The organism is Pseudomonas sp. P4795 (assembly GCF_048822895.1).
Lineage (GTDB): Bacteria > Pseudomonadota > Gammaproteobacteria > Pseudomonadales > Pseudomonadaceae > Aquipseudomonas.
Genome location: NZ_JBMFBT010000006.1, coordinates 92,664 through 107,357, shown reverse-complemented (window position 1 = coordinate 107,357; position 14,694 = coordinate 92,664). Strand labels below are relative to the sequence as shown.

Below are 14,694 nucleotides of genomic sequence, written 5' to 3'. Positions count from 1 at the left end.
CATCTGTTGATTGCCCGGTCTCAACCTAAAGATTTACACCTTTAGTGCCGCTGATACCGGACGCCTGAATAACGCTATCCTTGTGCGCAAACTCACCCTGCACTTTCAGCGTCGGCTTGTAGTCGGTCCCGGCGAGTTTCTGTTTGTCGTCGGGTGGATTTTTCTTCGCTGTCAGGCCCAGATCGACATCGACCTTGGCGTGGTTACTGATGTCCTGACGGCTCTCGACCGTCAGGTCACCGGCAACCTTGCCGCTGACGCTTTGCGCATCGATCCGCGCGCCGCTGAGTTGCACATCCGCGCCACTGTTCAGCACCACAGTGTCAGCCTTGAGCTGGCTGTTCTGCTGTTTGCTGCTTTGCAGATAATCCACACCGACCTTGGCCCCGGCATTGAAGCCGTGATCGCTGCTGGCCTTTTCATCGGCGGCAGTTGGCGTGCTTTTGCTCAGGTTGCCGCCCGCGTTCAACGCGACATTCCAGTTGTTGCGGCTGTCGGTGGACTGCGCCGATTCCTGGACGATGCCGCCCCTCTGCGCGTCGAGACTGACGTTCGGCGCGCTGACCTGCGTGCCTTGCAGGTGAATTGAGTCACCGCTCAACGCAATGCCGCTCTGACTGTTGAGCTGACCGCCAGTCAGGGTCTGCGCGTGCTCGTTGACCTGACCGATGTTGAAGTTGCCGCTCAGATTACCGCCCTGATCGCGGCTCTTCTCGCTGCTGGTTTTGCTGCCGCCAGCCTTCAGACCGCCACCAAGATTGCTGCCGGTCGCGTCATGCGTATCGACGGCTGCTTGCAGATCAAGTTTGCCAACGGCCTTGAGGTCGATGGCACCAGCGCTATCGATCTTGGTGCCTTGCTGAGTCTGGTTGCCGCCGCTGCTCAGTTGCACCGGGCCGTTGCCATGAATGCTCGCGACATGCGCCTGGCTGTCAGTGGTTTGTTTGCCGGTGTGATCGAGCTGGAATCCGGCCCCGAGATCGACGTTGGTGCCGTCGGTTCCAGGCAAGGTGCCGACCGTCAGCGAGCCGGTGCCGCGCAGATTTGAGCTGTCGCTGCTCTGGCGGTCGTTGGCCTGATTGAGTGCCAGATCGCCGCCGGTGTTGATGCTCACGCCGCCCTGGCCGCCATCGAAATGGCTGCCCTCGAAACGCGCGTCATCGCCGACTTTGATGTTGACGCCTTGAGTGCCGGCATATCCGCCGACCACTGCGGTGGAGCTGTCTTTGCTCGACTGACTGCTGCCGCCCGCGCCGGAACCTGCAACGTTCACGTCTTCGCCGGTCTTGGTGTAGACGCGCACGTCGACCTTGGCATCGACCGATTTGTCGCTGCTGCTGTGGGTGTTGCTCGCGGCATCGGCGACCAGTTTGTCGGCGCCGATGTTCACTTTGCCGTTGCTGGCATTGTATTGGGTGCCTTGCTCGTTGAGCGTCCCGGCGACCTTTACATCCACACTGCCGCCGTCAAAACGGCTGACCACAGCGTTGCTGTTCTGCTCGGTTTTACCGGCGCTGCCGTGACCGACCGCAACGTCGATACCGACATTCGGCTGGCCGAGATTGGCCAGTGCATCCTTGTCCGGAATCTTGCCGCCGAGCACATCTTTGACGGCGCCCGCGATTGGCCGGGCGATGTCTTTGTACTCGACATTCGCGCCGATGTCCGCCGACCAGTTGCTCTCGGTGTGGGTGCTGCTGTCCGTGTTGCTCGCGACGCGGTTATCCACCTGATTGGCGGCGATGTTCAGCCCGCTGCCGGACTTGAGTTGCGCGCCTTCGGTGGTGAGCTTGTCAGCGTTGATTGTCAGGCTGCCGTTGCTGTGCACGCTGCTGGTTTGCGCGGTGGTTTTGCTGGTGGAGTCCTGCGAGGTGCTGTGGGCGAAATCGACGCCGCTGCCGGCACGGTCGAGACCGCCGGTGTAGTAGAAACCGCCGCCAGTGCTGGTTTTGTCGGTCGCGGTTTGGTGGCTGTCCTGCTCGGCCAGCAGCGAGACGTTTTTGCCGCTCAACTCGGTGTCGCCAGCCGTGGATTTGACCTCGGCGCCTGTGAGCTTGACGTCGCCACCGGCCTTCACTTGCACGCTGCCGCCAGTCAGGCTCGAGCCTTGCTGTTTGACGTCGTTGGCGGTGACGGTTTGCTGCTTGTCTTCGTAATGCACACCGGCACGGTACTGCTCCGGCGTCTGCTCTTTGGCGTAGGCATCGAAACCGCGGGTGTGTGTGCTGTCGCTGCGGTCGTGGGTGTTTTGCGTCGAATGGACGTTCACATCGCCCGCTGCATCAGCCGTCAGCGCGCCGCCAGCCTTGACCGAGGAACCCGCGACTTCGATGTCCTTGGCGCTTTTGAGCTTGAGGTTGCTGTCCGACACCAGCTCGCTGCGCACGGTAGTGCTGTCCTTGCTGTTCTGCCGAGATTCGTCTTTGCTGATGCCAAAGAACTTGCTGTCCTTTTCGTGGTTGTTGCTGTGCGAGGTGTCCTGCACGCCGTCGATCACCAGCGAGCCCTTGTCGCTGATCACACTGGCTTCAGTGCCGCCGCGCACCTGACTGCCGCTGATGCGCACCTCGTCAGCCTTGACGATCAGCTTGCCGGCGGCATTGATTTTGCTGCCCTGATGCTGAGTCTGGCCCTTGTCGGCGTCACCGGTCTTGCCGAAGAAACCGCCGCCGACCAAGTCGCCGGAATAGCGATTGTCGTTGCTGCGATTGGTGCGGGTCGTGGTGCTGATTTCCACCTGTTTGCCGGCCAGTTGCAAGTCGCCCGCACTGGTCAGTTCAGCGCCTTCGGAGCGCAACAGCGCGGCAGTTTGCAGGGCGATGTTGCCGGCCTTCAACTGGCTGGTGACACTGCGCTGCTGTTCGCTGCTGGTGTCCCAATCGGCTTTCCACAGGTGTTTGCGGTGGTTGCCTTGATCGGTCTGGGTGTGGCTTTCGGTGGCAGCGCTCAGACGCAAATCGCCGGCGCTTTGCACACTGAGATTGTTCGCGGCTTCGACCTTGGCGGCTTTGAGTTCGGTGTCTTTGCCAGACGACAATTGCGCGTCGCGGCTGGCGATGATTTGACTGCCATGCTGGCGCGAATCGCTGTCGGTCTGGGTGCGCTCGTAAGTTTCCCAGGTGATGCCGATGGTGCTGTTGTTCCAGTTTTCCCGGGTTTCTTGCAGCTTGCGGCTTTCGACGGTGGTCAGGGTCAGGTTGCGCTTGGCATCGACTTTCACATCACGAGCGCTGACGTCGGTGGCGGCCAATGTCAGATCCTTGCCGCTGTGCAAACCGACATCGCCGTGACTGCTGCGAATGCCGGCGCGAGTGACGTCGAGGCTGTCAGGGATCGCTTGACCGCTGACGCTCAGATCGCCGGCCGAACGAATTTGCACGCCGTCACGCCCGGCCACTTGCACTGCGCCAACCCGCACGCCGGCGCCTTCGGCAGTGCTGACAATATTGATGCGCCCGGCCTGCATCGCGCCGAACAGGCTGGCATCAATGCGCTGGTCGGTGGTGTTGCCCGCCGGATCGACTGCTTTGACCTGACCGCTGGCGTAATCCACCTGATTGCGCCCGACTGTGAGGTTCAATTGATCACGCGCAGTGAGCGCGCCCTGGCTGTCGATGCGCGGCGCGATCAGGTTGATCGAGCCTTCGCCATTGCGCAGTCCGCCGCCCTGAATCTGCAACTGGCCGGAGGCATCGCGAGTGCTCAGCGCTTGCAGTTTGCCGTCGTTCAATTCAGGACGGCCGACCACCAGATTGGCGTTCGGGGTGTTGATGAAACTGCCGCCATTCACCGAAATGCCGTTCGGGTTGGCCAGCACGTAATCAGCGGCGCGACCGAAAATTTCCTGCGCGCCGTTGATGGCCGACGGATTGCGGCTGATCACTTCGTTGAGAATCACGCTCGCCGCCTGGCCCTGGAATTGCGGGTTGGCCGCCAGTTGCCCGGCGAGCTGCGATTGCCCGGCCTGCAACGCGTTGTTCAGCACCAAACCTTGGCGGTCCACGTTGTAGTCGAGAAACTGGTTATGCGACAGGCCCGAGCCATTCGGCGCAACGATGTTGACGATGGGGACGCCGCCCTGAGTCTGCAATTGCGCGGTGCCGCCGGGGCCGGGGGCGACCACCACGCCGCCAGCCAAAGCGCTCGGCAGGTGTGCAGCGATAAACAGGCTGGCAATCGCCCAGCGCAGTTTGCCCCGTGGGGAAAGGTGAAACGCAAAAGTGTTCATTGGCATAAATAACTCTCCGTGTAGTGCGGCATCACGTTGCGCGTTGGGATCAAGGCCTCGGCTGTCGCGCTCAGATCCGAGGCTGGTTGTTCACTGACATTCATATCTGCGCCCTCAAATCTGCACACCGACCCGCATCAGCCAGGTTTCAGGCTCGCTGTGCAGGCCGGTTGGCGTGTTGAGGCTGCGTTGGTAATCGACATCGACTTGCAGGTTTTTCCAGCCCAGATTGAGACCGACACTGGCGCCGCTCAGGCGTTGACCCCGGGCGCCGTGGTCAGCCTTGATCCAGCCGTGGTCGAGGCCGACGCGTGGGGTGATCTGCACTGGCAATTCGCTACGCAGTGGCAGGCGCAAGGTGTTGCGCCAGATCGCACCGCTGGCGCCGGAAGCACTGCTGACCCGGTAACCGCGCACGGCGGAATCGTCGGTGCCGAGCAGTTGTTCGATGGCTGGCAGCGGATCGGGGCTGTACTGCAAATTCAGTTGGCTCTGCCATTGCCAGGCTTGCGTGCCGAGCTGGCCGTTGCGCCATTGGCTGAGGCCGGCGCGGTATTTGCGAAACTGTGCCTTGGGCAGGTTGTTGACTTGACGCTGGGCATCGTCGTCGGCGCCGAACCAGCGCAGGCCTTGGGCGTAATTGAGGTCGAGGTTCCACACCGCGCGGTCGAGCCAGAACAGATTGAGTCCCGCTTCGGCCACAGTCAGAGTCGGGCTCTGAATGCCGAGGCGCACGTGTTCCAGATAGCTGTCGACATCCTTGTGCGCCAGTTGCAGGTTGGCGCTGAGCTGATGACTCTGATCGCGCCACAGCACGCGATCTGCACGCAGGCTGACTTGATCGGTGACGCCGGTGGTGTGGAGAGTCAGGCTGCTGAGTTTGAACGGCGCGCGATATTCGGCGTGGCTGGCAAAGGTGCTGAAGGTCCAGTAGCCGTAAGGAATCGCGTAATACAGGCTGGCGTTGCGGCTGTAGCGATCGCCCTGATTGAGTGTGTCGCTGGCGCTCAGACTCAACAGATCGTTGAGTTGCAACGGGCTATCGAGGCTCAGGCTGAGGGTGTCGCGATCACGCCCGGTACTGGCACTGCCGAGGTTGTCGATGCCGGCTCCGAGCGTCCAGCGTGACTGGCCGGAGGTGCGCGAACGCAGGATGATTTTCGATGCGCCGGGTTGGCTGCCGGGGGCGATGTCGGCGGTCAGATCGACTGAACGCAAGCGGTTCAGTTGATCGAGGCCCTGCTCCAGATCGCGCAAGTTCAACGGCTTGCCGAGCATGCCGGGGAACGCGCCGCCTAACGATACCGGCAGGCTCTGGTCGGCCAGTTCGATGGCTTCGATGTAGCCTTCATCGACCAGAATATCCAGCGACTGCCCGGCGGCTGGTGCGCTGTTCAGGTACGGGCGGCTGGCGATATAGCCCTGCTCGACGTAGAGCGCGGTGATGGTCGCCAGCAGATGATTGATCTGGCCAACGCCCATGCACGGCGCCAAGAGCGGCTTGATCCGTGCGTTGAGTTTTTCGCTGTCGATCAGCGTAACGCCGCCGATGCGCGTACCGCTCAAGGGCCAGCAGCGTTCATCAGGTTTGACCGATTCGGCAAGCACCGGCGCGATCGGTGCCGGCCCGAAAGCGCCGCGCTCCAGTTGGCGCTTTCTCTGCTCGAGCTGAAGCTGTTGCAGATCGCGCTGTTGCTGTTGTTGCTGGCGCAGTACCTCCTGACCCGGAGCGACTGGTTCAGCGGCAAATACGCTGGGTGCACACACACTCAACAGCAAGGCCGACAACAGCGGACGAGGCAGACAATTACGACGAGGTACAGCGCAGAACGAATACGGCACTCAACATCCTTGCAATCAACTGGCGTAATGCCATGCCATCAATAGCCGTGATAGTCAGAGCCTTCCTACACAAATGCAAGACGCGTCCTACAACGCTTACATTTTTTAAACAAATGCTTTCCTGGCACCAAAAACCAGCAGCAACACAATGCCATTGCACACCATCAGGGTTTCCCCGAGTGCCTGGCTCCAGGCCGCGAGCATCAATCCGCCACCAATCAGCAGGTAGTAGAGCAAGCCCAACAACGCCCCTGCGGTGCCGCGCCGATCTGCGTAATTGGCCAGCGCCGAACCAAGAATATTCGGGATCGCCATGCCGAAAGCCAGCACCACCAGCACCATTGGCAGTACGAATACGCCGCTGTCCTGCAACCGCCATACACCGAAACCGCCGGTCAAACCGACGAGCGCGGCGAACCGTATCAATTGCAGTGCACTGAACCCTCGACGCAGCAGACGTTTGTTGAGCCATGCTCCAAACCCCGAGCCCAATGCCAGCACTACACCGCTGTAACCGAACGCGGACGCGCTCAGGCCAAGTCGCTCGAACATGAACGGGCCGAGGCTGTAATAGCTGAATAACGCGATGTTGAATGACGCGACGCACACAGCCGAGCGCCAGATCGACCCATCCCGCAGCATCCGTGCGAGCGTTTCGATCAGACCGGCAGACGTCTGTTGAGGTGGACGGGTTTCCGGCAAAGCGCCCCAACTCCAGAACCACAACCCCAGTGCCAGCAACAACAACGCGCCGAGCACGCCGCGATAACCGAAGCTCTGGACCAGCATCGATCCACTGAACAGACCAAGCGCCGGACTGGCCGCCAGCGCCATGCCCACCAGCGAAAACACCTGCGACAGTTGCACCCCCTCAAAGCGGTCACGCAGCAACGTTTGCGTCACCACCGAGCCGACCGCCGCCCCGAATGCTCCCAACGCCTGAGCCATCAACAGTCCCGTGAAGCTGCTGACACTCAGTGCTCAGACCGACGCCAGTGCGTAAATCGCCAGCCCGGCAAGCATCGAAGGTCGACGTCCGATCAAGTCGCACACCCGGCCCCACGTCACCACACCCACGGCAAATGCCAGAAAATACACCGACGCAGTCTGCCCGGCCGCCTGCGGGCCTACACCAAAGGCTCGGCCGATTTCCCCGAGCGCCGGGCTATACAAGGTCTGCGCGATCTGCGGAAACATCAGCAATGCAATTGCCAGCACCAGAAGACGGCGACTGTTCATTTGCGTATCACTCCTCAAGTTGAACCGCGAGGAGTTTAAAGAGCCGCACTTGGCGTACTATCCAGACTTTGCCAACTTATCGTTTAAATCGGACAAATCATGGCATGGCTTGATGCAACAGCAACATTTGATCCCGACCTTTTCGAAGCGCCGGTGATCGGCATTGCAGCCGCCCTCGGCGACCATGACTCCGGGCTGCATCAACATCAGCGCGGACAATTGCTTTACACCCGCGAAGGCTGCACGCGCATCACGCTGGCGGAGCAATTGTGTTTGCTGCCACCTTCGCGCGCGGCATGGATTCCCGCCGGCATCACTCATCGCGCAGTGATGCAGCGCAGCGTGGACTACCGCTCCATCTACCTGACCGCTGAGCTATGCCGCGACCTGCCACAACAGGTGTGCGTGATTGAAGTGAGTTCGTTGTTACGAGCGGTATTGGAACCGATGGCGGTGGCCGACTTCGACACTGATTGGCAACGGGGAAAATTCGTCCACTTGCTGGCGTTGAGCCTGAACGAAATCCGCGACGCGACGCATCAACCGATGCTCTTGCCGCTGCCGAAAGACAAGCGCCTGGCGTCCCTGTTGGCAACACCCGAGCGCCTGCCACCGGAACTGCAACAACTTGAGCAACAAATCGGCGCGAGCAGCCGCACCATCGGCCGAATCTTCCAGCGCGAGACCGGCATGAGCTATCAGCAATGGCGCCAACAATGGCGGCTGATGCGCGCCATGGAGCTACTGACCCTCGGACGCAGCCTCAGTTACTGCGGCTTCGAACTGGGGTTTGCCAGCGATAGCGCGTTCATCGCCTTCTTCCGAGCCTTGAGCGGGACCACGCCTGGAAACTGGGTCAAGGCAAGCAACTGACGGCTGACATGACACGCTTGGTTTGCGCACGATCATGATGATGGGTGCAAGCTTCGGCCTCCGGCCGCGCCGAGTGCCGATGCCCATTGATCAATCAGGCCTGCGGGGTTTTGCGGAAGCCTACGGCCAGGCGGTTCCAACTGTTGATGGTGCTGATCGCCACGCTCAGATCGACCATTTCCTTCGGCGAGAAATGCGCGGCGACGGCTTCGTAATCTTCATCCGGCGCGTGGGTCAGGCTCAGCTGGGTCAGCGATTCGGTCCACAGTAATGCAGCGCGTTCACGCTCAGTGAAAAACGGCGCTTCACGCCAGGCCGTCACGGCGAACAGGCGGCGCGGAGTTTCGCCGCCCTTGATCGCATCGGCGGTGTGCATGTCGATGCAGAAGGCGCAGCCGTTGATCTGCGAAGCGCGCAGCTTGACCAGTTCGATCAGGGTCTTTTCCAGCGGCAGTTTGGAGACCGCGGTTTCGAGCGCGATCATGGCTTTCAGTGCATCTGGGGACGCAGTGTAGAAATCGATACGAGGTTTCATGGTTGTGTTCCGGGGCAAGTGAATGTGTGGCTACGTTAGACCCGAGGCGGGTTCAGACAAATAGCCAATCTCCCGGAAGACGAGTAGGCCACTTGGGCACCGACATGGATGACCGCTCGTCACATGGCTGGCACCAAGCCTTTCACGCGTCAGACCAATATCAGGTAAATCCCCTTTTTGGAGACGTACCATGAAGACGCGCAAATTTACTTCGTTGTTATTGGTCGGCCTGCTGGCCACGGCCTCCGCCGCCACCTTCGCTGCCAACGACGGCGCTGATGCGACCGGCACCAAATCCGGTGCGACCAGTGGCTCGACCATGCCGCCGGACAACACGCCGGGCGCGCCTTCTGGCGGTAATTCCGGCAGCGGCGGCACCGGCACCAATGGCGGCGCCAGTGGTTCAGGTTCGGGTGCTGGTGGCGGCACCGGCTCGGCGGGCGGCGGGACGGGCGGTGCCGGCGGTGGCACTGGCGGCTGAACGAACAAGAGCCGGCCAAAGTGAGCAGCATGGCCGGTTTTGATTGCGCTCGTGATCAGCGATCCGAGCGCATCAGCTCGACAATCCCGCCATCAACCGACAACACCGCGGCTCGATTACGCCCGGCATTTTTCGCCTGATACAGCGCCGCATCAGCACGCTGAATGAACGCTTCAATGCTGTCGTTACCGCGTGGGATAAACGAATAACAGCCCAGACTCACGGTGAGATATCCAGTGGGCGAACCACTGTGGGTGATGTGCTTGTCCATGACGCTGCGGCGGATCTGCCCGGCAATCGCCAGCGCTCCGTTGATATCGGTGTCCGGCAGCAACACTGCGAATTCCTCGCCCCCATACCGCACCGCCAGATCGGACTTACGCTGACAGCAACCCTTCACCACCTGCGCAACCTGGGTCAGACAATGGTCACCGGCGACATGGCCATAGGCGTCGTTATAGCGCTTGAAAAAATCGATATCGAGCATGATCAGGCTCACCGGGCTCGACTGCCGCGCGCCACGGGCGAACTCGATATCCAGCGAGCGCTCGAACAGACGCCGATTGGCCAGGCCGGTCAGGCTGTCGTGGGTCGCAATCAGTTCCAGCGCTCGCTGGGCCTTGCGCAAGTTCTTCTCGATCCGCTCACCATCGCGCACTTGATGAATGAACACCCAGCCAAACAGCCCCACCCCGAGCATGACCAACGCCACGATCACGCTCGATTGAAACGCGCGGGCATACCAGCCCTGCAAAATCGTGTCACGCGACGAAGAAGCCGCAACCACCAGTGGATACGCCGCTAATTGCCGGTAGCCGTACAGGCGCATCACGCGGTCGAACACCGATTCGATCATCGCCGTGCCCGCCGGGGCATTGGGCAACAGCTTCTGATAAATCTCGTTTTGCGCCATCGAGGTGCCAATCAGCGATTCAACAAACGGTCGACGCGCGAGCAAGGTGCCATCGGTCAACGCAAGGAACATCGTGCCGTTGTCGTCGAGGCTGAAGCTTTTGAAGAACTGGTCGAAGTACGACATCTTGATGCCGGCCATCAACACGCCTTGGAAGTTGCCCAGCCGGTCATTGACGCGTTTGGAAATCGGGATGATCCATTCACCGTTTTCGCGACTGCGAATCGCCGGGCCGATGTGCGCTACCGCAGAGACGTTCTGCTGGTGAAACTTGAAGTATTCGCGATCCGCCACGCCGTTGCCGCGCGGCAAGTCAGGAAACGAGGTAATCACCCACTGCCCGTTACGGTCGAACAGAAACATGCCGTGCAACTGCTCGAGTTGCTGCACGCGCCGCGCCAGGGTTTTCTGCAAACGCGGCTTTTGCGTTGCGCCGTAGCCATCGTCTTCGATCCAGTCGACCAGACTGGTCAGCACCAGATCGGCAGCCAGAAAAGTGTCCTCAGCCTGTTGCGCCATCGCCCGGGTCAAGTTAGCCGATGCCATCTGCGCAATCGCCAGATCCTGGCGCCGCGACTGTTCCAGTTGCAGGTACAGCAAACCGAACAGACACAAACACACCGCAACGATAAACAGCGCCGCCGCTTTACGCAGCGGCAGCCGTTTCAACGTGCCACCGGGGGCCTGATGCGGATCGTGAATGGGGATAGGCAAAAGCATGTCCTGGGCAGGTACGACAGGGGCCAAAGCCCGAAACCCTTGGTTATGGTGAGCGTAGTTCACCGGGGGGCGCGGGGCAAACAAGTACGACCGCGATTGACCCGACGTTGTGGGTATCGGCGCGAGGGGGAAATGGATGACGGGTTTGGGGAAATATTTTTTCGACAGTTGCGGGAGGGATTTGCTCGCCCTCCCGTCAACAGTGAGCTCAGGGCTTATTGACTTCGCGCAGTAGATCAGCGACCGGGATATTCATGGTGTTTGAGTAGTAGGGATTGTAGCCGTAGGCGGTGACGACGACTTTGCAGGGGATTTGTTGTTTGCCGGAGAGGAGCTGGTTGATTTCTGCCGGTGACAGATTTCTTTCCGAACTACGGCTACTGGAGGTCTCGGTAACGAACGCGCTGGTGAAATAGGTGAATCTCGCCTGATTACCTTCATTTCTTTCAGACTCTATCAAGCCGAATGCAGAAAACCGCAAAGATTTGCCAGGCGAGAAATCCTGGTCTTCTCCCAAAGCGCACTTGAGCTTGCCTGAGACCATGCCTTGTCTTTCTCCTCGATCAAATAGATCCAGCACATCAACATCCGACTGATACTTGATGGCATACAAACTGAGGCTGCCTTCTCTTTCAACAGATAGAAAACTCAAATTTGCTGGAGGCTTGGTGTGATCTTTCGCGCAGCCCGAGCAAATAATTAGAAGCGCGCACAGCAGAGCTTTGTGCAACATGACGGCTCCTTGCGTGTGATGGTCCAGTCCATTGGCGCGCAAGCATGCGCGAAGTTGTCCGGCGCTTCAAATCCGAAAACGAGAAGGGCGCCCATCTGGACGCCCTTCTCGTTCAACTTTCTGTTATTCCATCAGCGTGATGGCGGAACCCGAATATCCCCTGCCCGGCATTGGGTTTTCACGCCTTTGCCGCATGCGCCAAACTGCAGATCCTTGCCCATGCACACCCGTACTTCCGACAGCTCCGGGCCGTTGCAGATGACGGCGATGCCGTTCGCCGCGATGCCCGGATTGCTCTTGCGGAACAGGTCGGCAATTTCCTGTGCCTCAAAGTAATACGAGGTGCTGAACGGTTGCAGTTCCTCGGGGATTTTCACTGCTGCAACGGCTTTATCAGATGCATCCAGATAACCCATCGCGCCGAGGCCGCTGCATGTGCCGTGTTTGGCCCATTCATGATCAAGCAGTTTTTTCGTTGGAAATAACGTCAAACCTTTGGCCGTTTCCGCCGCCGAAAGGTTGGTTACCGGCGGGCAGGATTCCGGCCAGCCGCCCTTGGCGTCTTGCGGCCATAAACCGTGCAGGACAAATCCGTAGCCTTTGCCGGAACATTGCGCGTCTTCCTTGTGCGTCAGACAAAACGTCGGCGACCACGATAGCGTCAGCAGGTAGTAATCGAACACCCCCGCCACTGACTCCGCTGGCGCTTGGCTGGTTTGCGACTGGCGAGCCGAACTCACGCCAATGCCGCCGACCGTCAGCGCAATCAGGGCCATAATTGTAAGAAGTTTTTTCATATTCCCGCTCCTTGGGACGCCTGCGTCCGTGGTTTCCGTGACTGACCAACACTGGGTCAGAGGGTATTGAGTCACGCATGTGTTGCAAGCGCATGACGCAGGACAAAACCTGCATTACTTTGAAAGGACTACGATTAAGTCAAATCACCACAGGGAACCGACATGAGTAAAGCAGACGAACTCGCCGCGAAACTCAAACAAACCCGGCACACCCATGCTGACGAAATCACCAGCGCCGAACTGGACATCGATTGCTGGCCGGCGCAGGTCTACGCCCTGTACCACCGCATCGAAGCCTGGCTGCAACCGGTCACCGAAGTCGGACTGAAAATTCGACGCGTTCCTACCCATGTATGCGAAACGTCGCCGGACGGCGAGCCGCATAACTACGCCATCGACCAGCTACTGATCGAAGCCAACCACCACAGCCTGACGTTTGATCCCATCGAACGCTTCACCGCGGATGGCGCCGGTCGCGTGCAGATCAAACTGCCGGGCGAAGATGCGTCGCTGCTGCGCACGGTCGATGAACATGGCGAGAGCCACTGGTGGTTGCAAACAATCGAGAGCGGGCAACAACTGGATGCGATCGCGTTGACGGAAAACAACCTGCTGCAAGTTGTGCAGGAAGGCCTGGGCTTGTAAGAGGCATTACTGGCGCCGCGTCGAGCAGTATTCGACGATCACCCGCGAGAGCGCGGCGATCATTTGTGCATCGGCATGCTCGGCGCTAAACAGACGAAACTGCGCGTCCGGCAATGGCGGCAAGCCCAGCTCTGCACCGAGCACCGTCAGGCCATGCCCAAGCTGACTGGCGGCCATGGGTGCTACGGCGAAACCGGCCAACGCGGCAGCACGCAGGCCAGCGGTGCTGGCGCACAGCATGGTGGTGCGCTGGGCAATGCCGGCCTGAGCCAGACGGGTCAGCGCCGCTTCGCGATACGGGCACGGCTCGGGGAACAGCGCCAGCGGCAATGGCCTCGGCAGCTCGATCATCGGTTGCGCCGACCACGCCCACACCAGCGGTTCCTGCCAGAGCAACAGCCCCGGCTCGCTGGTTTCGCATACGGAACCGATCACCAATTCCAGATCGCCCTGCTTCATCTGCTTGAGCAACGTGCCGGGAATATTCACCTGCACGTCGATCTGCATGCCCGGATGCGCGGCCGCGCAGTCCTGCAACGCGCGCAACAGCCGCGCCTCGACGAAATCCTCTGACACACCGATGCGCACTCGCCCTTCGAACGGCGCGCGCGTGAGTTGCGCCCAGGCATCGCGGTTCAGCGCCAGGATCGTGCGCGCATAGGCGATCAAACGCTCGCCATCCGCGGTCAATTGCTGGGATCGGGTGGTACGTTTGAGCAGCGGTTTACCGACCTGCTCCTCGAGTCGGCGCAGATGGCCGCTGACCGCCGATTGGGTCAAATGCAGCTTTTGCGCGGCACGGCCGAAGCCGTCCTCATCGACAACGGTGACAAACGTCTTGAGCAACAGGGCATCGAACATAGTTGGATTCGTGATCAATAACTGATTTATTTACGATTTATAGTGTGAAGTCAGCTATGTTGCAATGCCTCGATTCCCCATCAGTAGTCGAGACTCTCCATGCCCACCCTTCTGCACATCGAATGCTCGCCGCGCAAACAACGCTCTGCGTCACGGGAAGTCGCCCATAGTTTCATCAGCCGCTTTAAACAAAACAATCCAGACACCCAGCTGGCAACCCTCGACCTGTGGGACTGCCAACTTCCGGAGTTAGATGACGAGGTGTTGAACGCCAAGTACGCGGGGATCAACGGCACGCCCCTGACTGCGGCGCAACAATCGGCCTGGGACACTTTTGCAGCACTCGCCGCTCCGTTGCACCGCGCAGATTTCATAGTGCTGTCGGTGCCGCTGTGGAATTTCAGCATTCCTTACAAGCTCAAGCATTTCATCGATCTGGTATCCCAGAACGGCATTCTGTTCAGCTTCGATCCGGAGCATGGTTTGCAAGGAATGCTGAAAGGCAAAACCGCCGTGGTCACTTATGCGCGAGGAATGGACTTCTCGGCGCAATCCACTACGCCGGCCGAACGTTTCGACTTTCAAAAGCCTTACGTCGAAGCATGGCTGGCATTCATCGGGGTAAGTGATGTGCACGCGCTGATCGTTGAGAAAACGCTGCTTGGCGCGGACGTCGATCAATCTTCGCGGGATACAACCAATCAACAAGCCAAGGCGTTGGCGGATGCACTGAGTGCCTGAGTGCCTGATTGCGGTTGCCTGATGACCGGTCTTACGCTCTAAACTGGTATTTCGTGCATCATCGACATCGCGGGTTCAGCTTCGAA

Annotated in this window: 10 protein-coding genes and 2 pseudogenes; 4 read left to right on the top strand and 8 right to left on the bottom strand. The window is 59.8% G+C overall.

Annotation, left to right across the window (positions count from 1 at the left end; translation table 11 throughout):
• Positions 1 to 28 precede the first annotated feature (28 nt).
• The 3 genes and pseudogenes from ACOI8A_RS18480 to ACOI8A_RS18470 form a co-directional block, all read right to left on the bottom strand.
• Positions 29 to 4,234 (bottom strand): annotated as a pseudogene (locus ACOI8A_RS18480) (hemagglutinin repeat-containing protein); the annotation flags it as partial.
• 108 nt (positions 4,235 to 4,342) lie between these two features.
• Positions 4,343 to 6,070: a ShlB/FhaC/HecB family hemolysin secretion/activation protein gene (locus ACOI8A_RS18475; protein WP_420650211.1), complete on the bottom strand. Its 1,728-nt coding sequence runs from the start codon at positions 6,068 to 6,070 to the stop codon at positions 4,343 to 4,345.
• Between the two features lie 105 nt (positions 6,071 to 6,175).
• Positions 6,176 to 7,309, bottom strand: a pseudogene (locus ACOI8A_RS18470) (MFS transporter).
• A 99-nt stretch (positions 7,310 to 7,408) separates the two neighbouring features.
• On the opposite strand from ACOI8A_RS18470, the gene ACOI8A_RS18465 reads away from it, so the two are divergent.
• Entirely contained in the window at positions 7,409 to 8,182 is a 774-nt protein-coding gene (locus ACOI8A_RS18465; RefSeq protein ID WP_420650212.1) for an AraC family transcriptional regulator, read from the top strand.
• A 94-nt stretch (positions 8,183 to 8,276) separates the two neighbouring features.
• Here the strand turns inward: ACOI8A_RS18465 and ACOI8A_RS18460 are convergent, their stop codons facing one another.
• Positions 8,277 to 8,717, bottom strand: coding sequence for a carboxymuconolactone decarboxylase family protein (locus ACOI8A_RS18460; protein WP_420650213.1), 441 nt, complete (start codon positions 8,715 to 8,717; stop codon positions 8,277 to 8,279).
• A gap of 190 nt (positions 8,718 to 8,907) precedes the next feature.
• On the opposite strand from ACOI8A_RS18460, the gene ACOI8A_RS18455 reads away from it, so the two are divergent.
• Positions 8,908 to 9,198: a hypothetical protein gene (locus ACOI8A_RS18455; protein WP_420650214.1), complete on the top strand. Its 291-nt coding sequence runs from the start codon at positions 8,908 to 8,910 to the stop codon at positions 9,196 to 9,198.
• Between the two features lie 55 nt (positions 9,199 to 9,253).
• Here the strand turns inward: ACOI8A_RS18455 and ACOI8A_RS18450 are convergent, their stop codons facing one another.
• From ACOI8A_RS18450 to ACOI8A_RS18440, 3 genes are all read right to left on the bottom strand, one after another.
• Positions 9,254 to 10,825, bottom strand: coding sequence for a sensor domain-containing diguanylate cyclase (locus ACOI8A_RS18450; RefSeq protein ID WP_420650215.1), 1,572 nt, complete (start codon positions 10,823 to 10,825; stop codon positions 9,254 to 9,256).
• A gap of 214 nt (positions 10,826 to 11,039) precedes the next feature.
• Positions 11,040 to 11,564 (bottom strand): hypothetical protein, encoded by a 525-nt coding sequence (locus tag ACOI8A_RS18445; protein ID WP_420650216.1) that lies wholly within the window; start codon positions 11,562 to 11,564, stop codon positions 11,040 to 11,042.
• 131 nt (positions 11,565 to 11,695) lie between these two features.
• Positions 11,696 to 12,361 carry a ribonuclease T2 gene (locus tag ACOI8A_RS18440; RefSeq protein WP_420657789.1) on the bottom strand — a complete coding sequence of 222 codons (666 nt, stop codon included), beginning with the start codon at positions 12,359 to 12,361 and terminating at the stop codon, positions 11,696 to 11,698.
• Positions 12,362 to 12,523: 162 nt separating this feature from the next.
• Between ACOI8A_RS18440 and ACOI8A_RS18435 the strand changes: the two genes are divergently transcribed.
• A complete protein-coding gene (locus ACOI8A_RS18435) occupies positions 12,524 to 13,006 on the top strand; it encodes a hypothetical protein (protein WP_420650218.1) in 483 nt (160 codons plus the stop codon).
• Between the two features lie 6 nt (positions 13,007 to 13,012).
• On the opposite strand, the gene ACOI8A_RS18430 is transcribed toward ACOI8A_RS18435, so the two are convergent.
• Positions 13,013 to 13,867 (bottom strand): LysR family transcriptional regulator, encoded by an 855-nt coding sequence (locus tag ACOI8A_RS18430; protein WP_420650219.1) that lies wholly within the window; start codon positions 13,865 to 13,867, stop codon positions 13,013 to 13,015.
• A 99-nt stretch (positions 13,868 to 13,966) separates the two neighbouring features.
• Here ACOI8A_RS18430 and ACOI8A_RS18425 point away from each other — a divergent pair, with 99 nt between their 5' ends.
• Entirely contained in the window at positions 13,967 to 14,608 is a 642-nt protein-coding gene (locus tag ACOI8A_RS18425; protein ID WP_420650220.1) for an FMN-dependent NADH-azoreductase, read from the top strand.
• Positions 14,609 to 14,694: the final 86 nt, after the last annotated feature.

Coding starts and splice junctions, on each gene's coding strand:
- ACOI8A_RS18465 (WP_420650212.1), top strand. CDS start 7,409: ATGGCATGGCTTGATGCAACAGCAACATTTGATCCCGACCTTTTCGAA.
- ACOI8A_RS18455 (WP_420650214.1), top strand. CDS start 8,908: ATGAAGACGCGCAAATTTACTTCGTTGTTATTGGTCGGCCTGCTGGCC.
- ACOI8A_RS18445 (WP_420650216.1), bottom strand. CDS start 11,564: ATGTTGCACAAAGCTCTGCTGTGCGCGCTTCTAATTATTTGCTCGGGC.
- ACOI8A_RS18430 (WP_420650219.1), bottom strand. CDS start 13,867: ATGTTCGATGCCCTGTTGCTCAAGACGTTTGTCACCGTTGTCGATGAG.
- ACOI8A_RS18425 (WP_420650220.1), top strand. CDS start 13,967: ATGCCCACCCTTCTGCACATCGAATGCTCGCCGCGCAAACAACGCTCT.
- ACOI8A_RS18460 (WP_420650213.1), bottom strand. CDS start 8,717: ATGAAACCTCGTATCGATTTCTACACTGCGTCCCCAGATGCACTGAAA.
- ACOI8A_RS18435 (WP_420650218.1), top strand. CDS start 12,524: ATGAGTAAAGCAGACGAACTCGCCGCGAAACTCAAACAAACCCGGCAC.
- ACOI8A_RS18440 (WP_420657789.1), bottom strand. CDS start 12,361: ATGAAAAAACTTCTTACAATTATGGCCCTGATTGCGCTGACGGTCGGC.